The 17,983-nt window shown below is 64.3% G+C and carries 18 protein-coding genes; 6 read left to right on the forward strand and 12 right to left on the reverse strand.

Translation table 11 applies throughout. The annotated features are described in order from the left end of the window. Window position 1 precedes the first annotated feature (1 nt). Genes gspM through NLM32_RS32235 form a run of 9 tightly spaced genes read right to left on the reverse strand, consistent with a single transcriptional unit; the run spans window position 2 to window position 7,668 of the window. A complete protein-coding gene (gene gspM / locus NLM32_RS32195; RefSeq protein ID WP_375143589.1) occupies window positions 2-595 on the reverse strand; it encodes a type II secretion system protein GspM in 594 nt (197 codons plus the stop codon). Then, complete coding sequence (locus NLM32_RS32200; protein WP_254132750.1) at window positions 592-1,629, reverse strand: PilN domain-containing protein; 1,038 nt, start codon at window positions 1,627-1,629, stop codon at window positions 592-594. The genes gspM and NLM32_RS32200 overlap by 4 nt, the downstream gene beginning before the upstream one ends. 1 nt (window position 1,630) lies before the next feature. Next, window positions 1,631-2,620 carry a general secretion pathway protein GspK gene (locus NLM32_RS32205; protein WP_254132751.1) on the reverse strand — a complete coding sequence of 330 codons (990 nt, stop codon included), beginning with the start codon at window positions 2,618-2,620 and terminating at the stop codon, window positions 1,631-1,633. Continuing rightward, the gene (locus NLM32_RS32210) at window positions 2,617-3,336 is read right to left on the reverse strand and encodes a general secretion pathway protein GspJ (protein WP_254132752.1); all 720 of its coding nucleotides are present in this window, start codon (window positions 3,334-3,336) and stop codon (window positions 2,617-2,619) included. The genes NLM32_RS32205 and NLM32_RS32210 overlap by 4 nt, the downstream gene beginning before the upstream one ends. Next, window positions 3,333-3,731 (reverse strand): prepilin-type N-terminal cleavage/methylation domain-containing protein, encoded by a 399-nt coding sequence (locus tag NLM32_RS32215; protein WP_254132753.1) that lies wholly within the window; start codon window positions 3,729-3,731, stop codon window positions 3,333-3,335. Before NLM32_RS32215 ends, NLM32_RS32210 begins: the two co-directional genes overlap by 4 nt. Next, window positions 3,709-4,206 (reverse strand): prepilin-type N-terminal cleavage/methylation domain-containing protein, encoded by a 498-nt coding sequence (locus tag NLM32_RS32220; RefSeq protein WP_254135469.1) that lies wholly within the window; start codon window positions 4,204-4,206, stop codon window positions 3,709-3,711. Before NLM32_RS32220 ends, NLM32_RS32215 begins: the two co-directional genes overlap by 23 nt. Before the next feature lie 19 nt (window positions 4,207-4,225). Then, complete coding sequence (gene gspG, locus NLM32_RS32225) at window positions 4,226-4,681, reverse strand: type II secretion system major pseudopilin GspG (RefSeq protein WP_254132754.1); 456 nt, start codon at window positions 4,679-4,681, stop codon at window positions 4,226-4,228. Between the two features lie 25 nt (window positions 4,682-4,706). Next, on the reverse strand, window positions 4,707-5,918 hold the full coding sequence (locus NLM32_RS32230; protein ID WP_254132755.1) for a type II secretion system F family protein: 1,212 nt from the start codon (window positions 5,916-5,918) through the stop codon (window positions 4,707-4,709). 55 nt (window positions 5,919-5,973) lie between these two features. Then, on the reverse strand, window positions 5,974-7,668 hold the full coding sequence (locus NLM32_RS32235) for a GspE/PulE family protein (RefSeq protein WP_254135470.1): 1,695 nt from the start codon (window positions 7,666-7,668) through the stop codon (window positions 5,974-5,976). Window positions 7,669-7,871: 203 nt separating this feature from the next. Between NLM32_RS32235 and gspD the strand changes: the two genes are divergently transcribed. Together gspD and NLM32_RS32245 are read left to right on the forward strand one after the other, a co-directional pair. Beyond that, complete coding sequence (gene gspD, locus NLM32_RS32240; protein ID WP_254132756.1) at window positions 7,872-10,175, forward strand: type II secretion system secretin GspD; 2,304 nt, start codon at window positions 7,872-7,874, stop codon at window positions 10,173-10,175. A gap of 4 nt (window positions 10,176-10,179) precedes the next feature. Then, entirely contained in the window at window positions 10,180-10,776 is a 597-nt protein-coding gene (locus tag NLM32_RS32245) for a prepilin peptidase (RefSeq protein ID WP_254132757.1), read from the forward strand. Window positions 10,777-10,909: 133 nt separating this feature from the next. Here NLM32_RS32245 and NLM32_RS32250 read toward each other — a convergent pair whose 3' ends face one another. Beyond that, window positions 10,910-11,455, reverse strand: a complete 546-nt coding sequence (locus NLM32_RS32250; protein WP_375143590.1) for a tetratricopeptide repeat protein — start codon at window positions 11,453-11,455, stop codon at window positions 10,910-10,912. A 194-nt stretch (window positions 11,456-11,649) separates the two neighbouring features. Between NLM32_RS32250 and NLM32_RS32255 the strand changes: the two genes are divergently transcribed. Beyond that, a complete protein-coding gene (locus NLM32_RS32255; protein WP_254132758.1) occupies window positions 11,650-13,290 on the forward strand; it encodes a hypothetical protein in 1,641 nt (546 codons plus the stop codon). A 135-nt stretch (window positions 13,291-13,425) separates the two neighbouring features. Then, on the forward strand, window positions 13,426-14,130 hold the full coding sequence (locus NLM32_RS32260) for a WbqC family protein (protein ID WP_254132759.1): 705 nt from the start codon (window positions 13,426-13,428) through the stop codon (window positions 14,128-14,130). A gap of 69 nt (window positions 14,131-14,199) precedes the next feature. On the opposite strand, the gene NLM32_RS32265 is transcribed toward NLM32_RS32260, so the two are convergent. Further along, window positions 14,200-15,117: a right-handed parallel beta-helix repeat-containing protein gene (locus tag NLM32_RS32265; RefSeq protein ID WP_254132760.1), complete on the reverse strand. Its 918-nt coding sequence runs from the start codon at window positions 15,115-15,117 to the stop codon at window positions 14,200-14,202. Between the two features lie 614 nt (window positions 15,118-15,731). Between NLM32_RS32265 and NLM32_RS32270 the strand changes: the two genes are divergently transcribed. Continuing rightward, window positions 15,732-16,394, forward strand: coding sequence for an acetyltransferase (locus NLM32_RS32270; RefSeq protein ID WP_254132761.1), 663 nt, complete (start codon window positions 15,732-15,734; stop codon window positions 16,392-16,394). Window positions 16,395-16,408: 14 nt separating this feature from the next. Then, the gene (locus tag NLM32_RS32275; protein WP_254132762.1) at window positions 16,409-17,332 is read left to right on the forward strand and encodes a hypothetical protein; all 924 of its coding nucleotides are present in this window, start codon (window positions 16,409-16,411) and stop codon (window positions 17,330-17,332) included. A gap of 10 nt (window positions 17,333-17,342) precedes the next feature. Here the strand turns inward: NLM32_RS32275 and NLM32_RS32280 are convergent, their stop codons facing one another. Next, window positions 17,343-17,981, reverse strand: coding sequence for a class I SAM-dependent methyltransferase (locus NLM32_RS32280; protein ID WP_254132763.1), 639 nt, complete (start codon window positions 17,979-17,981; stop codon window positions 17,343-17,345). Window positions 17,982-17,983: the final 2 nt, after the last annotated feature.

Consider the following 17,983-nt stretch of genomic DNA (forward strand, 5'->3'; position numbering starts at 1 on the left):
GCTACTTCCCCGCCTGCCACTGGCCGGAAACACCCAGGATCACCCTGACGCGGCCGGTGCTGGCCTCGTTCAGGGCCGTCGATTGCGGCACCTGGACGTCGAGCTGGTCGACGAACAGGAACGGCATGCCGGCTTCGAGATCGTAAAGCACCTTCTGCAGCGCGGGCTGCTCCAGCTCACAGCTGACGACGAGGCCGACGAAGCCGTCCTTTGCTTGCGCGCCTGAGACGTCGACCTGTGAGGACTGCACCGAGCCACCGACATTGCCGACCGCGGCCGCAACCCGCTGCAGCAGATTGGCGCCTGCGACCGTCACCGTCGGTCCCTCCAGGAACGGCGTGCCGGGATGCTCGGCCGAGATCGCCGCGGCGTTCTTGGCGGCGCCCTTGCGGCCGCGCAGCTGGTCTAGCAGGTCGGAGGTCTGGGCCAGGGCCTGGCGGTGGGCGATGACGTCGGCGATAGACAGGCCCGCCGTCAGCAACAGCCCGGCCGTCACCGCGAGATAGAGCGTGACCGCGATCAGCGGCGAGCCGTGCAGCCAACGCGCGATTGCGTTTCCGCTTGCCATCCCGGCGCTGCTCATGCCGCTTTTCATGGCGCATTCCTCGGTTCGATCTGCGCTTCGATGTGAAAGCGCTCCCCGGGATCGGTCGAGCTGCGCGTGGTCGGAGCGTAGAAGGTCGCGCGGGTGAAATGCTGGGACTGCTCGATCAGCGGGATCAGCGAAGGTGCATCGCGGGTAATGCCGGCAATCTGGAGCTTGTTGCCGGCCAGATGCATCTCGGTGACATAGGTGTGGTCGGGCAAGAGACGGCTGAGCGATTCCAGCACGATCACGCTCGCCGGCGTATCGTATTTGCGCCGCTCCAGCAGCGCCAGCGGCGAACGCTCGCCGCCGTCGGCACCGCGGATCGCGGCGCGGCGCTGGGTGATCTGCTGCTCGAGCTCGCTCTCCTGCGCGCTCAAGCTGTCGGCCAGATAGCCCGCGACGATCGAGCCGAATATGGCGGCGATCGCGGCGATAACCAGCACCGCCTGCAGCATCCGGCTCAACCGCACCGGGTCGATCGCGCCGCGCGACTTCTGCTCGAATACCTTGATGCGCCCGCCCTCGGCCGGCTCCGTCAGAACCGCGATCGCAGAGGGATGAAATCCGGACACGGCCTCGACATAGCCCATCGCCAGCCGGCGCGGCGCGGCCGCGATCATCGTGGTGATGCCCTCTGCGCCTTGCGCCACCGGCGCGCTGCAACCGAACACGGCGTCGCCCGCGCTCCACGGCGTCAGCCGATCGATCTGTGCCCGCACGATGCCCTCGAGGAAATCCGCCGCGCGCGCCGGCAGCTCCAGCGGACGGAACAGGAAGCGCGTCGGCCGCAGCACGATCTCGACGCGGCAGCCGCGGACGATGGGCGCGAGATTGGCGCCGGTGAACTTGCCGTCCGCGAACGCGATCTCCTTCGGCGCGTTCTCCGGCTTCGCAGCCTCCAGCACGAACGCGCCGGTCTCGCCTTCGACCAGCCGGACCAGGCGCGGCGAGACCATCCGCTCCAGTCCGGCCACGGCAGCACCGGCCACCGTGCCGGTCCAGGCATCGAAGATCGCGCGAATGGAATTGAGCGAACTCATCTCACAGGGGCTTTCCGGCAGAGCCGTCGAAGGCGTTGTGCCACGACAATACACGATAGGGCTCATCGCCGCTTTCGAGAAGCAGGATGACGATCTCGGCCGAGCTTTGCCGGTGCGACGGCGCCTCGGTGGTAACAGTCACGCGGTAAGCCTTCGAACCCTCGATCGTTGCGCTGGCGCTGCCGGCGAGCCCTATCAGGGACCGCGGGTCCACGTTGGGGTCGGCACGGTCGCGCAGCAGGCGCTGCAGGGTTTCCGGCGTCATATTCGGCAGCGCCGCCACCACCTGCGGCGCGGCATCCAGCACGTTTACGGTGCGCATGTTGCTGAACACGGTAACGAAGGGGAGCACGCGCTCGATCACCGCCGGCGGGATGCCGCGCACCAGCCACAGCTCGTCGCTGTGCGGAAACGGCGCGTGGCGCGGCAGATAGGGCGCGCCGATCGTACGGTAGTAGGAATCCTCCGGATTGTCCTGGCCGGTCTCCGTCGACGACCGCCACGCCAGAATCCGATCCGCATAGTCCGGCGCATCCGACGCGGAGACGCCGAGTCCTGTCATCAGGCCCGCGAGGACGGCTTTCGGCGCCATGTTGAGATCGATGCGCGCGGCCTCCGAGCGGAACGTCACGGCCACCCTTCCGGCCCCGACGCGGGCATTGAAGGTGCCGCTGGTCGGGCGCGTCGCCTCGCTTTCCGCGGTCAGCCGATAGGCCGCGAGCTCGACGCCCGCATTCACCAGTGCATCGGCCTGCAAACGGTCGGTGTTGACGGCAACGGTGACCGCGGTGTTGGTCACGTAGGTCAGATAGACCAGCGCGAGCGTGGCGAGCGCAGCCAGCATCCAGAGCACCACGATGACGATGAAGCCGCGGTCGTCGCCGAGTGGCCTTTCGCCGACTGTTTGTTGGCCAAGTATGCTTTGACCAAGTATTCGCGGGGCAAGTGTTCGCCGGCGCAGCGCGTCCCGATCATCCGCGGCGCCGCTCACAGCTGCTGCTCCTCTTTCTTCTCCGCCTGTTGCGGCGTCGGGCCCGCCGTGACACAGGTCGTCGGATTCTTGGCTCGCGCGCATTCGGCCGGCGCATTGATGTGCGGCAACACGGCGGCCGAAACCGCCAGCACCTGACCGTTGGCGCCGTCGCGCACTGTGATGCGGATGCGATCCGGCAGTTGCGACTGACCGTGCCAGGTCGGCTGCCACTGCCGATCGTGCCCGGCATAGGCGAAGCTGACGCGGAACGGCGCGCGGATCAGCACCACTTGATCGACGAAACGGATCTGCCCGTCGGTCGGCATCGGCTGGAACGGCGCGCGCTCGCGCACCAGCGCCAGCCCCTGCGCGTCGGCCTTCTCGATCAGGCGGATGAATTCCAGGCCCGGGCGCGCGCTCGGGCCGAGCGCGGTGCGCAGGAAGGTCACCGACAATTCAGCGCCGTCGAACAGCGGCACCTTGGCGTCGCCGTTCACGGTCATCTGCTCGGCGACGGAGAGATCGGCAACGATGCGGTCGAGCCCGGTGGCGAGGCGCTCCGCGCGCTGCACCCGCGCGATGCCGCGATTCCAGTTCGGCAGCCACTGTGCCGTCACAGTCGCCAGCGCGGCCAGGATCACGGTCATCAGCAGCGTCGCCAGCAGCACTTCGAGCAGCGTGAAACCCCCCTCGGAAGCGAGCGCGCGGCAGAGGCGTTTCGTTGCGCGGGTCATTGCGTGGACCTCGGCACCAGCTTCACCGTCGTGACCTGGATCGCGCTGCCGTCGGGGCGCTGGAGGCGCAAATTGACCGCCAGCGGCACGAAGCGATCGGTGGCGGGATTGCCGCCGGCCACATTCATCGGCGCGATATCGACGCGCCAGCGGCTGCCGGCGAGCTGGCCGCTCTGCCGGCCGGGTTTCAGCAGTCCGCGCGCCGGCAAATCCGCAAGCAAGGTCTCGGCCGTGCCGGCCAGCGCCAGATGCTGGTCGATCGAGCGCGTGCCCTTGGTCGTGACCGATATGACCGAGCCGATGGTCCCCAGCACGATGACGATGATCGCAAGCGCGACCAATGCCTCGATCAGCGTGAAGCCGGCGGCGCCGTCAGAGCAGCTTCTGCGGGACAATCTCGACGCCTCCGGTCAGCCAGTTGACGCGCACCTCGTAGCCCATGCCGGGCCGCGCCAGCGCGATCGTCCCGCCGCACGACATGCCCGACGGGAAGAAATCGATCGACCGCCCGGTGGCACGATCGGCACAGCGCGCGGCCAGCGTCGCCTGCACGACCACGTCGCGCGGCAGGCGGATGATCTGTCCGGTGACGCCGGAACGGATGGCGCGCGCCTCGGCGTCGACCAGGGTCGCGACCCTGACCTGACGGCGCAGCGCGCTGTTGCGATCAGATTTCAGCAGCGCCGCGGTCTCGACCGCGTAACTCTCGAGCTTCGCCCGCGTCGTCGAACGCGGGATCGCGGGCAGGATGATCGCCGCGAGCAGGCCGATGATCGCGAGCACGCACAGGATCTCGATTAGCGCGAAGCCTTCGGCATCGACGGCCCGCGCGTCGAAGGCTTGCGCATCGAAGGCTTGCGCGCCGAACACCGGCGCCTCACCAACCGGCTTAGCGCGCGCCGCTGACAATGTCGGACGCCGTTCCACTGCCGCCTTCCTGACCGTCTGATCCGAGCGAGATGATCTCGTAGGGAGCGCTCGCGCCCGGTGAACGATAAACATAGACGTGGCCCCAGGGATCGTTGGGCACCACACCGCCACGCAAATAAGGCCCGTTCCAACCGGCCTGGTTGTTGCTGCGCGTCAGCCCGGTGAGACCCTCGTTCGAGGTCGGATAGCGGCCGAGATCGAGATAATAGAGATCGAGCGCGCTGGAGAAACTCTCGATCTGGATTTTCGCCGCCTTGGCCTTGGACTCGCTGAGATAGTTCAGCACCCGCGGACCGACCAGCGCCATGATCATGCCGATGATGGTGATGACGACGAGCATTTCGACCAGGGTGAAGCCGGCCTCTCCGCAAGCGACGCGCCGCCGGCGTCGCCTTGACGATGGATATCTGGTCACTTCATGCCCCTCCCATTACATCCGCCTAACCGACAATCTGGCTCACCGACATCAGCGCCGTCATCACCGATGTGATCAGGCCGCCGACGACGAGCGAGATCGCGATGATCGCCGCAGGTCCGGCAATGCCGACGGCGCGGTCGAGCGTGCGTTGCAGCTTCGCCTCGTAGAATTCGGCGACCCGGCCCGACAGCATCGGCAATTGCCCGGTCTCGTCGCCCAATCTCAACATGCGCACCGCCATGGGCGGCAACGCCTCGGTCTCGGCGAGCGCATCGGAGAGTTTTGAGCCATGGCGGACACGGTCGGCAGCATCGCTCCAGACCCCGGACGATCCGGTCGTCGCCATCATGTCGACGAGGATTCGCAGCGTTGTGGTGAGGTTGACGCCGCTGCCGAGCAGCAGGCCGAGATTGCGGCAGAACAGCGCCGTGCGGTAGGCGCCCATCACGTTGCGGATCGCCGGCAGCCGCACGATCGCATTGGTCAGTCCGCGGCGGACACGCTCCTGCCGCAACACGAGCCACGTCGCCGTGACAATGGTCGCAAGCCCGGCCAACACCGCATCGGAATTGCCGCGCAAGAACGTCGAGATGTTCAGGAACACGCCGACGATCGGATCGACCTTGGCACCGAAATCCTGCAAGACGCTGGCAAATTGCGGCAGCACGAATGTCAGGAAGAACAGCAGCACGCAACCGGCCGCGCCGAGCACGAAGATCGGATAGCGGATCGCATCCGTCAGACGCCGCTTCAGCGCCTCGCCGCGCGCGCGTTCGCCGGCCAGCACCTCCAGCACCTGATCCAGCGATCCCGACGCCTCGCCGACCCGCACCAGCGCGATGTACATCGGCGGAAACAGTCCCTCATGCCGCGCCAGTGCCTCACCGAAGCTCTCGCCGGAGACGACGCGCGCCCGGATGTCGGCGACGACTGACCTCAGCCGTCCGAAATCCGGATCGGCGGCGAGCAGCTCGAGCCCGTCATTGATGCGGGCGCCGGCGCGCAGCAGCAGCGCGAGGTCGCGGGTGAAGATGGTGACGTCCTCGGCCGTCGGCCTGTTGAAGAAGCTGAGCGCACCACGCGCCGCGCCGCCCTCCTCCGGCGTGACGTTGTCGACCAGCACCAGGCCGAGCCGTTCGATCCGCTGCGCCACGTCGCCCGGCGCCGGCGCGGCGATCGCGCCGGAAACCAGTTCGCCGTTGGCATTGAGCGCGCGGTAGCGAAAGTTCGGCATAGTTTCTAGGACACCTGCATTCTCTGAGACACTTGGACGTCAAGACATTTGGATGTTAGCGCACCGTAGTGACGCGGAAGACCTCGGGCACCGTCGTCAGCCCCGAGCGGCATTTTGCGACGGCATCCTCGAGCATCGTCGTCATGCCGCCCCGCATCGCGGCGGCATCGATGGAGTGGGAGTCGGTCTGCGGCCCGATCAGCGCACGGACCTCGTCGGACATCTCGAGGATCTCGAACACGCCGTTGCGGCCGCGATAGCCGGTGCCGCCGCAGCGCTCGCAGCCGCCGGCCTCGTGCACGACCTCGCCGCACTTGAAGCCGATCACGGCGAAGCGCGGGTCCTTGGCGAGATCGGCCTCGGTCAGCGCGTGCGGCACCTTGCAACGGTCGCACAGCATGCGCACCAGCCGCTGCGCCACCACCGCGCGCAGCGTCGACTTGAGCAGGAAACCCTCGATGCCGAGATCGATCAGGCGCGGTACGGCCGCAGCCGCGGTCTCGGTGTGCAGCGTCGTCAGCACGAGATGGCCGGTGAGCGCGGCATGGATCGCGATATGCGCGGTCTCGGCGTCGCGGACCTCGCCGACCATGATCACGTCGGGGTCCTGGCGCACGAAAGAGCGCATGGCGGCGGCGAAGGTCAGGCCGATCGACGGCTTCACCTGGGACTGGTTGATGCCGGGGATCTCGTACTCGACGGGATCCTCGATGGTGAGGATCTTGCGCGTCGGCTCGTTGAGGATCGACAGCATGGTCGCAAGCGTGGTGGTCTTGCCGCTGCCGGTCGGACCCGTGACCACGATCATGCCGTGCGGCATCGCGAGCAGGCGCGTCATCACGCTCTCGTCGCGGGTCCGCAGGCCGAGCTTGCTCATCTCGAGCAGGCCGCGATCCCGCGGCAACAGGCGGATGACGGCACTCTCGCCATGTTGCGTCGGCATGGTGGCGACACGTACGTCGAGTTCGCTGCGTCCCACGCGGACGCGCGCCGCGCCGTCCTGCGGCAAACGCCGCTCAGCGATATTGAGGCTTGCGAGAATCTTGATGCGCGAGATCAGCGCCTGCGGCGGGATGCCATGCGGTGACGGCAGCGGGCGCAGCAGGCCGTCGACGCGCATGCGCACTACGAGACCAGCCCGGAACGGCTCGACATGGATATCGCTGGCACGCAGATCGACCGCGCGCTCCAACAGATCGTTGAGCGCGCGCACCACAGGCGCACCGCTGGCGAGATCGCGCAGGCTCTCGATGTCGTCGTCGGACTGCCCCGCGCGGCCGGTGCTTTGGTCTGCATTCGCATCGTCAGCATCGGTTCGCTGGTCCAAGACCGTCGTAATGTCCTCATATGACGCTACGACGACATCGACCGGCGTTCCGAACACGATTTCGGCGGCACGAATGGCCGCCGTGTCGGAGGGATCGGCAACAGCCAAGCGAAATCCACCATCCGGCGCGCCAAAGGGAAAGATGGTGGATTCGCGTAAAAATCGCCGCGAAAAACCTTCGAGGCTGGGCGTGGTCGTAAGCAGTTGCGGAAGGCTCATCCGCGGCAGGGCAAAATAATCAGACAGTTCGTCGGCGAACTCCGCCGCCGACAGATCTGTGGTCTCCCAAAATTCTCGCAGTGGATGCGTCTGCGCCGGATTAGCTGACCGCTCGACACGAACATGCGCTCGCGGCGGCAGTGAATATTTTTCCAGGAGATGCTGCCTGAAGCTATCGGCGGAGCGGTCGCGCATCGCATTCACGGCGTTGACCTTGTTACTTGAATACAACAGCTTCTATGGAGCACGGAAGGTCCTTTGCCCTTGACTTATTTCTTAGCAAAAACATAATCGTGCGGCAAATTATTGCGCGTCCGAGCCAAGGGGGATCGGGCGCTTTTTCTCGCAGCGTTGGTAGGCGTATCTTGTTCGAAGTGGTCCGACCGCTTTTGCGCCACCGCTCAGCGTTGACTGGAACGCTCGTCCTCCTGTCGTCTGCCTTCCTGCTGACAGCGTGCATCGTCACCGCCGACCAGTCGGTCGAGGCGGACCCGAAGGACCCGCGCGCCCAGGACCTTGTCGACAAGATCCGCGGCATCGATCTCCAGCCCCGGCAACCTGCGGATGCAGGGGCAACCGGTGTCGGCCAGCCGAGATCGTCGAAACCTGCGATCTATCTGAGCGATGGTGCGCCGCAAGGCGGCGCGCTGGCCGAGCGCGATGATGGCGGCGGCAGCGGATACGACCTCAATTTCGAGAATGCGCCGGTCGCGACCGTGGCCAAGGTCATCCTCGGCGACGTCCTCAATGTCGGCTACACGATCGATCCCCGCGTACAGGGCACCGTGACGCTCGCCTCGGTGCGCCCGGTTCCGAAGGCGGACGCGATCTACGTTTTGGAGAATGCGCTGCGCATGTCCGGCGTGGCGCTGGTGCGCGACCGCACCGGCTATCGTCTGCTGCCGGCGCCGGAAGCCGGCCCCGGCGGCATCGACCGCTCGGCCAGTACCGAAGCCGGCCAGGGCATCACGGTCGTGCCGCTGCGCTACACGTCGGCGCAAAACATCTTCAAGCTGCTCGATGCTTTCGGCGTGAAGGCCTCGACCATGCGCCCCGACAATTCCCGCAACACGCTGATCGTGAGCGGCAGCGGCACGGATCGGGCGACCGCGGTTGACACAATTCTGTCATTCGACGCCGACTGGATGCGTGGACAATCGGTCGGCATCTTCCCGGTGCGCAATTCTGCCCCCGAACCTGTGATCTCCGAGATCGAGAAGATCATGGATTCCGGCGAAGGCGGCATGGGCCAGAACGTCATCAAGCTCCAGCCGATCGCGCGGCTCAACTCGATCCTCGTGGTGAGCCAGAAGCCGGAATATCTGAAGCGCGCGCAGACCTGGATTGCGCGGCTCGACCGTTCCGATACCGATGGCGTGAACCTGAAATCCTATCCATTGCGCTACGGCAATTCCAAGGTGGTCGTCGCGCTGTTGAACGACATGTTGTTCAACCAGAGCTCGGCGAGCAACTCGTCGCTCGACAGCGCGTCGAGCCAGGTCGCTCCCGGCGCGGGTCTCACGACGTCGACCTCAACCAATCCTATCGCCTCGCTGAGCGCACTGCCGACCGCCGCTTCAGGCGCCGCAACGCCGGTGACCGGACCGGCGGGCTCAGCGCTGGGTGCCCGCGCCGCTCCGGCGGCAGCTGCGACGCCGGCGCAGGACAACAACAACTTCGGTAGCCCCAACGGCAATGGCGCGAAATCCGGCGTCAACGGCATCCTGCAGAATGTGCGGATCACCGCCGACGTCACCAACAATGCCGTTCTCGTCTATGCCAACCAGGACGCGCAGCGTATCGTCGAGCAGACCATCCGCCAGATCGACCGGCCGCAGCGCCAGATCGCGATCGAGGCGACGATCGCCGAGGTGACGCTGAACGACCAGCTGAACTATGGCGTGCAGTTCTTCCTGGCGAGCCAGAAGGGTTCGGTCTCCAACGTCATCTCCGGTGTCAGCAATGCCGCAACGGTCGGCAGCGGTGCCGTCGAAGCGGCGTCCAACGCCGTCAACGCCGCCTCCGGCGCGCTGCTGGGACGCGTCTTGCCGGGCTTCAACTTCCTGATCGGCTCGGAAAACTCACCGCGCGTCATTCTCGACGCGCTGCACGGCGTCACCGACGTCAAGGTGTTGTCGAACCCGTCGCTGGTGGTGCTGGACAACCAGGCCGCGACCTTGCAGGTCGGCGATCAGGTGCCGTTCTCGACCGGCACCGCGACGGTGCTGACCGCCAACAACACCGTCGTCAACACCATCGATTACAAGAACACCGGCATCATCCTGCGCGTGCTGCCGCGCGCCAATGCCAACGGCAATGTCGTGCTCGATATCGAGCAGGAGATCTCGAGCGTGGCCGCCGGCAGCGCGAACTCGCTGACGCCGACGATCTCGCAGCGCCGGGTCAAGAGCTCGATCGCGGTGACGAGCGGTCAGACCGTGCTCCTCGCCGGCCTGATCAGCGAGACCGAGAACAAGCAGCGCCAGGGTATTCCCGTCCTCGATTCCATTCCCGGCGTGGGCGACGCCTTCTCGCACCAGACCACCGCACGCGCCCGCACCGAGCTGATCCTGTTCATCCGCCCGACCGTCATCAAGGACGGCGTCGATGCCCATGTCATCGCCGAGGAGATGCGCTCCAAGATGAACAGCCGCCTGGTCGGGACCAGCAATCCCGTGGTCACCGTCAGCCCGCCCAGGGCCGCGCGCTGACGGCGTGCCCGGGGAAGATGCGCATGACGGGATAAGCGCCCCGCTGGCCCTCAGCCTCGCGCTGCTCGTCGCCGTGTTCGCAAGCCTCGTCACGGCCCCCGCCGCGGAAGGCCTCTATGGCGCGTTCCTGGCCGCTCTGATGCTCGCCATCGCCACGAACGATGCCCGCCATTACCTGATCCCGAACGAGCTGACCGGGGCCGCGTTCGCGCTTGCCCTGCTCCGCGCTGCCGCTGCCGTGCCCGATGCGGGCGCCCAGGCGCTGCTCTGGCCGGTCGCGCGCGCCGGGGCCGTGGCGCTTCCGCTGCTGCTGCTGATGCTGGCCTACCGGTACTGGCGCGGCCGCGACGGGCTCGGGCTCGGCGACGTCAAGCTCGCCGCCGTCAGCGGGGCCTGGCTCGATCTTGCGACGGTGGCCGCCGTGATCGAGCTCGCGGCGCTGCTGGCGATCGGCGCCTATCTCGCCAACGCCGCATTGCAGCGAAAACCGCTGCGCGGGACCGCTTTCCTGCCGTTCGGACTGTTTTTGGCGCCATCGATCTGGATCGGGTGGCTGGGCGAGACCTGGTATCTGAACTGGCTCGGCGGCTGGGCTGGCTAAAGCCCGGTGCGCTCAGGGTGAATCCCCACCGCGGCACAGGCGGAGGCATCCGGCCTCCCGCCGTCGTCTACTGTGCATGGGGTTGTTTTCGACTTTTTTGCCGGAGGCGTCCTGGAACCCCAGGCGGCCGGCGTCAGCGCTCGCGGCTCGGCGCCCATTCCAGCGCCCGCAGGCGCGCCTGGGCGATCTCCCCGCGCGTCATCTTGGTGGTGACGGCATCGCGGATCCGGGCCCGGGATTCCCGCACCCGCGGCGGCGACGCAGCGGTCGACAGGTTCAGCCATTTGGAGGCTTCGACGATGTCCTGCGGCACGCCCTGGCCGCGGTCGTAGAGCAGCCCCAGCGAATATTGCGCGCGGGCATCGCCCTGCTCCGCCGCCCGCCGGTACCACATCGCGGCTTCCGTGTAGTTCTGCGGCACGCCGCGGCCGGTCTCGAACAGGAAGCCGAGATAGGACTGCGCCGCCACGTTGCCGCGCTCGGCGAGCGGAATGAAGACACGGGACGCCGTCACATAGTCTTGCCGCTTGAAGGCGGCGAGGCCCTGGCCGAGGGATTGGGCCTTTGCGCTAGCGAGGCCTGCGACCATCAGCGCGGCGACGCCAAACGCCAAAAGCGCACCTCGCAGCCTCAAAACGCGGCCGCGCGCGCTCCGATCGGGACCAATCATGCTCATCATCCAGGCTTCTCATCGGTAACGCCCGCGGCAGATTATTCTGGTCCCGTTATGGAATCCATGCCTTCGCCTCGCGCCAGTCAGAATTGCCAACGATTGTTCAATCTATTATGACCCGGATATCCATCGGCACGAAGCGGCGTCTGCCAATCGGTCGTGATGGGCGGCCGAGACAGCGTAATGCTCCGATCCGATCAATGAATACGAACGTTTCGACCAGCCAACTGATCCCGACAAAAGCGCGCCCACATGGCGACGCTCGGTTGGTCCGCCATCTGCTCATGGCTGCCGCGATCTCGATCGCCTGGGTGGTCCTGCTCTGCGCAACCTTCGATCCGAAATGGGATACCAACGACGACGTCGGGATGTCGATGATTGCGCACGGCTACGGGGTCGTCGACTACGGCTCCGATCTCCTGCTTTTTTCCAATGTAGTGTGGGGCCTCATCATCCGTAGTCTCCCTTCGGTCGATGGTATACTCGGCTATTCGATCGCAACGTTGCTGGTGCTGACGTTGGCAGGATCTGCAGTCGTCTATTTCCTGCTCCGCGTCGGCGTCAGGCCGATCGCTGCCGGTTTGATCCTGACGGTCGCTTTCATGCGTCCGATCCTGTTCCCGCAATTCACGGAGACGGCTGGACTACTGGCCATCGCGGCGGTGCTGGGGCTGCTCGCGTTTGATCGCCACAGATCGGCTTTCGATCTCGTGCTCGCATGCTGCCTGGCGTTCCTCGCCTATCTCATCCGCGACCAGGAACTCGCTCTGGTGGTCGCGGTGGCCCTGCCTCTCGTGCCGTGGCGGAAACTAGCCGCGTCGCGCGCCGCACGCTTTGCGGCAGCGGGGCTTGCGATTTGCATCCTCGCCGCGACCGTCGCCAACGTCCGTGCATACTCGTCGCCTGAATGGCAGACATTCCGCCAGCAGAACCTCGCGCGGGCCCCGCTCACTGATTTCGGTGCTGCCAAGTTCATCTTGGAGCGACCCGACCTTATGCAACGTCATGGCCTGTCCCCAAATGACATTGTACTGGTGAGCCGGTGGTTCTTCGTCGACCCGCACCTCTCCAATCCGGAGCTGCTGTGGGCACTCATGAGCGAGATCCCGCCGCAGACGGTCCTTGAGAAGAACCTCACATCCAGCGTTTCTGACCTTTCCTTGCTGCTCGGGCCCCAGCTGCTAACATTGACGCTGCTCGGAGCCGCTCTGCTGATGATCCTGCTGCAACCGCGCCTGTTTGTCGCCTGGTTCATCTGCCTCGCAGCCTTTCTTGCCTTTACGGCGATCGGACGCAGCCCCCCGATTCGCGTCTGCCTCCCGCTCTCGGCTCTTCTAATCATCGCAGCGGTTACGATGGATATTCGAGTGTCGCGATGGAGACGCCGCATCCTGTTCGTCACGCTGCTCGCCGGCGCTCTCGTTAATTCCTGGAATTTGGTTGGCGAGGCCATCGCAAGCGATAGGGCCATCGCGCAAGCCCGGCAAAACAGATTTGTTTCGCCGGAATCAATTTTCGTTTGGGGCGACACGCTGCCCTATGAGTTGGTGTTCCCTTTGTTTACACGTGAGCGGGACGTTCGTTCTACCCGGATCTACGGACTGGGCGTAGTGACCCTCGCGCCCTATTCCGTACCCACCGCAGACGAGGTAAGAGGCCAGGGGTTTCTGACACGATTGCGCTCTCAGGCCGGCATTCCCTTGATCGCCACCGCTTCAGAGGAGTCTCTTCTGAACACCTATTGTCTGGAGCACTACGGGGCGCCGCTCAGGACGTCGGTTGCAACGCGAACTCCACTGTGGACGATAACGAATGTAAGTTGTGCAAGTTCGGCCCAATAGATGTACCGAGCCCGGCGGCAGCCGAGGTAGATGGGGGGCTCGGAAGGCCTCGCCGTTCGAACGGGTGCGACCAGCGAACTCAACCGACGCATTCTCGAAAGTTTTGGCAACATGAAGTCTGATCGGACATTGTAAGTGCGCATCTCGATCATCCAGTCCTGCTACATTCCCTGGAAAGGTTATTTCGACCTGATCGGGCAGTGCGACGAGTACGTCATCTACGATCGTATGCAGTTCGTGAAGCGTCACTGGCACAATCGGAACAGGATCAAGACCGCCAATGGCACCGAGTGGCTCACGATCCCCGTCATTACCAAGGGCCGCTTCACTCAGCCGATCGACGAGGTCTTGATCGAGAAGCCCTGGGCGGAAAAGCACTGGCGGTCACTGGAACTGGCGTACCGTCACGCGCCGTTCTTTAACGCCCTGGGACCCCGCGTCCAGGCTTGGTACGAGCACGCCGACAAGGAGAGACGCTTAACCGACATCAACGAGCTGTTCACCCGCGAGCTCGCAGGGCTGCTCGGCCTGAAGACTCGGATAGTCCGGGACACGATCTATCCCGTCGAAGGCGTGAAGACCGAGAGGCTTCTCGCGATCTCACGAGCCGCCGGCGCCGATCGTTACCTGAGCGGCCCTTCGGCGCGAGCCTATTTCGACGAAGCGCTGTTCGACTCGGCCGACATTACAACGGAGTGGATGAGCTACGAAGGCTATCCCGAGTACAATCAACTTTACGGCGCGTTTGAGCACGGCGTGACGGTGCTAGACCTGCTGTTCCACACCGGCGCCGACGCCGCCCGCTATCTCAAGCGCTCGGAGTCTGTGTCGCCGCCCTGACGGGCCTCAGACACGAAAGAGCTCCGGATGACGCCTCACCCGGAGCTCCCGCATGTGTGGGCGTATCGCCTATTTCAGTGGGATTGCGGTCATCGTGCCGTCGCTTCCATTACCATTGAGCTGGTTGGTGGAGTAGGACGAAACGGTGCCGGCGACGCCCGTCGTATTACCGCTGATCGCCGATTGACCGACCCGGACCGTGCTCGCGCCGGCGGCGTTGCTAATACCCGTGGCGTTCTTGTTGGCCTGCGTCCGCATGATCATAACGTCGGTCGTTCCGGCACTAGCTGTCGCAACGATACCGGAAAGCGTGTTGTTGCTGGCTACGCTGTCCTCGATCGCAACGTTGACATTGCCGTTGGTTCCGTCTGCAGCAATACCGAACACGTTGCGATCGGCCACGGACTTGTTGATCGTGCCCGAGGCAGACCCGCCCGAACCCGGGACCACGCGAATTCCAGCACCGGTGGAGCCCGTGCCATTGCTGAACACGGTCGTGCGGTTCACAGAAAAGCCCACGCTCGTGGTCGCCTGAATCAGGATTCCAGAGCCGGTGAAGCGTCGGATCACGCAATCCTCGACATGGAGGAAGCCACCGGAATTGAACACGATGCCGTTGATGCCGGTTCCCAGACCTTCGATATCGAGCCCCTTGAGGTAGAGGTAGTCAGTTGAAGCGCCCGCGAAGACGATGCCGTTGGTGCCGGAGACCAGAACGCCGGCGGTCCCCGCCTCGCACGAAATCGTCAGCGATTTGGTGACGGTCACCGCACCGAACCCACCGGGATCCAGGCAGTTGATTTCCCCCGCCGGGGCGGTTTTCGAGATCGCGCCCGCGAAGGTCTTGCAGGGCGCCGTGCGGCTACAGGGATTGGCATCGTCACCGACACCGGAGACCCAAGTTCGGGTCGCCTGGGCGCTGGCCGGTGCCGACGCTAGGAAAGGCAGGAACAGTCCGAAGGCCAAGGCCATGGCAATGCAACGCATGGAATATCTCCTTTAAAAACTGAGCTTTTCTCGACCAAGATGAGGGTTCCGAGCGATGTTCAAGGCTTGTTAATGTAGGATCAATGGATAGACGCTCAAACTTCAGTCATACTTGTCGCATGCGCAGGGCGCGCCGCCTCCAAACATCTTCCCGCAGCTTCCGGCTGTTCACAGATTTTTGCCCGCCCCTACGTTTGCGACCCGTGCCAGATCGTCGAACGCCGCCCGGTTGCAGTGCCATAGTGACACACCTACGAAACCGCCTTGATAGGTCGGCTCGCCCCCCGGTAGAGGTTCAATGATCGAGCACGTTTTCTTTGTGAAAGCTCCCCCTTTGCGCCGCGACAGCCGAGAATGCGTCATATGGCAAATAGAAGACGCGATATGACAAGCCCAGCAGTAAAAAAGCTCTAGCCAGGGTCGGAAAAGCGTGTCTTGAGGACAGCGATGATAGGACAATAGGACATCACCCGAACCGGTTCATCAACCGCGGCCGGTGCGCGAGCCCCTCGCCTTTGCTACTCTAAAGACCTGCAGCGGTCGCACCAATCGTTGACGCGCCCCTCCCAACATCGCATTACTTGTCCAAGGCACTTCCGTAAGGTCCCGTAGTGATGCAGAAGATCGTAATTTTCGGCATAGGCGAAATCGCCGAACTCGCCGATTTCTATTTCACGCATGACTCCGATTTCGAGGTTGCGGGCTTCACCGTAGATCAGGCCTACGTTAAGGAGCCCATGTTTCGCGGACGTCCGCTGGTGCCGTTCGAAAACGTGGCAGAGTCGTTTCCACCGTCGGATTTCGGTTTCTTCGTTGCGGTAAGCTACTCGAAGCTCAACGAGTTGCGGGCGTCCCGGGTCGCGGCTGCTCGCGCCGCCGGCTATCGGCTGGTCTCCTATGTGAGCAGCAAAGCAACGACCTTTCCTGGCCTAGAGATCAGGGAGAACTGCTTCATTCTCGAGGACAATACCATCCAACCCTTTGCGCAGATCGGGGCCAACGTCACGTTGTGGAGCGGCAATCACATCGGTCATCATTCCGTGATTGAAGACGACGTGTTCATTGCCTCGCATGTGGTCATTTCAGGCGGGGTCAGGGTCGGTCAAGGAAGCTTTCTTGGCGTCAACGCCACCCTGCGCGACCACGTTGCGATCGGCAAGAAATGCGTGATCGGCGCGGGAGCGCTCGTGCTCGAGGATCAACCCGACCTTTCGGTCCTGGCGCCACGCGGAACCGAACGATCACCCGTCCCCAGCAACCGGCTTCGCCGCATTTGAGAGACAGCCGTAAGATGCGCTGGAAGAAACTCGGACGTGTTTTCGTCGCTAACGGCACCTCGGAGTGGATCCACAGCCACGGCATCGTTCCGATTGCGCGGGCACTGGATGCGCATCGCTATCGAATCTATTTCAGTCCTCGCGACCGGCAGAACCGATCCAATGTGAGCTGGCTCGACCTTGATATCCGCGATCCCACCAAGGTCCTGCGGCTATCGGAGCGCCCGCTCCTGTTGCCCGGGCCGCTTGGATGCTTTGACGACAGCGGGGCCATGGGGTGCTGGATCATCGAGCATGACGGTGTCGAACGGCTCTACTATCAGGGGTGGATGCGCGGGGTGACCGTGAGCTTCTATGTCGCGGTAGGCGTGGCCGAACGTCCGGCAGGCAATCCCGATCGTCCCTTTGAACGGATCAGCGAAGGGCCAATTCTCGACCGTTGCCAGCAAGAGCCGGTTTTCATCGCCGATCCTGCCGTCGTGATTGAGGATGGACATTGGCGAATGTGGTATCAGTCCGGGCGCCCATGGACACGCCCGGCCGACGTCGCCCTACCATCGTACGACATCCGCTATGCGCAGTCGGCCGACGGGTTGAATTGGAATCTGACGGGCATCCAGTCGCTGGCTTTCCGACATCCGGGCGAGGTGGCTATCGCTCGCTTCTGTCCCTTGAGGGAGGCCGATGGAAGCTACAAGGCATGGTACTCATACCGGGCCAACGATTGGGGCTATCGCATCGGGTTCGCGACTTCGAGCGACGGCATTTCATGGACGCGCCGCGACGAAGAGGCCGGCATCGAACGCGATGCCGGCTGGGAAGGCCCGATGATATGCTATCCGTTCGTGTTCGATACCGTCCTCGGCCGGATGATGCTGTACAATGGCGGACGCTATGGCGACGCCGGGTTCGGGATCGCGGTGCTAGAGCAGGATTGACGCGGAAGTATCAGATGCGCCGGACGATCATGGTGAATTCGTAAAGTCCGTAGTCCTGCAGCAGCGCCACTGCTCGCCCGTAATGGCGCAGGCAGTGCGAAAGCATCGCGCCGGGATCCGCGTAGTACAAATTCGGCGACCGGCGCTCAGGGTCGCTTGACAGGCTGAGAACATTGAACGCGAAGCCGCCGCGCCCCGCCCTGGCCAGCGTCTCGATGGTCTCGTAGACGTAACGTTCCCAATTCTCCTGGAGCACGTCACCCTTGACGTTGAAGATGCCGCTGGCCACGGCGAAATCCGCAACATCGTGCGGTTCTGCGCCGACGCGCCACTGGCGGTCCGCCCCGTCGCCGTGTATCCGTCGCGCCTCTTCAATCATGGCTGGCGCGATATCGTAGCCGATAAACGGGCCGCGATGTCCGGCGTGGCGGAGGAACCGCAGGAAGTCGCCATATCCGCAGCCCAAATCGAGAACCGAGCTCTCCGCGGAGCCATCCAGCAGCCGGAGAAATTGTTGATGCCGAAGGTCGTGAGAGGGCGCGCCGTTCCAATCCACGCCGCGCGGCGTCGCACCATGAAGCTGGACCTTGGAGGTGTAATACGCTGCAACACTGCTCAAAATCGGAGATTCAGTGCTAACCGTCGTCATAG

This window comes from Bradyrhizobium sp. CCGUVB14 (assembly GCF_024199935.1).
Lineage (GTDB): Bacteria > Pseudomonadota > Alphaproteobacteria > Rhizobiales > Xanthobacteraceae > Bradyrhizobium.

Coding starts and splice junctions, on each gene's coding strand:
- NLM32_RS32200 (WP_254132750.1), bottom strand. CDS start 1,629: ATGAGTTCGCTCAATTCCATTCGCGCGATCTTCGATGCCTGGACCGGC.
- NLM32_RS32230 (WP_254132755.1), bottom strand. CDS start 5,918: ATGCCGAACTTTCGCTACCGCGCGCTCAATGCCAACGGCGAACTGGTT.
- gspM (WP_375143589.1), bottom strand. CDS start 595: ATGAAAAGCGGCATGAGCAGCGCCGGGATGGCAAGCGGAAACGCAATC.
- NLM32_RS32255 (WP_254132758.1), top strand. CDS start 11,650: ATGAATACGAACGTTTCGACCAGCCAACTGATCCCGACAAAAGCGCGC.
- NLM32_RS32280 (WP_254132763.1), bottom strand. CDS start 17,981: ATGACGACGGTTAGCACTGAATCTCCGATTTTGAGCAGTGTTGCAGCG.
- NLM32_RS32250 (WP_375143590.1), bottom strand. CDS start 11,455: ATGATGAGCATGATTGGTCCCGATCGGAGCGCGCGCGGCCGCGTTTTG.
- NLM32_RS32275 (WP_254132762.1), top strand. CDS start 16,409: ATGCGCTGGAAGAAACTCGGACGTGTTTTCGTCGCTAACGGCACCTCG.
- NLM32_RS32270 (WP_254132761.1), top strand. CDS start 15,732: ATGCAGAAGATCGTAATTTTCGGCATAGGCGAAATCGCCGAACTCGCC.
- NLM32_RS32265 (WP_254132760.1), bottom strand. CDS start 15,117: ATGCGTTGCATTGCCATGGCCTTGGCCTTCGGACTGTTCCTGCCTTTC.
- NLM32_RS32210 (WP_254132752.1), bottom strand. CDS start 3,336: ATGACCCGCGCAACGAAACGCCTCTGCCGCGCGCTCGCTTCCGAGGGG.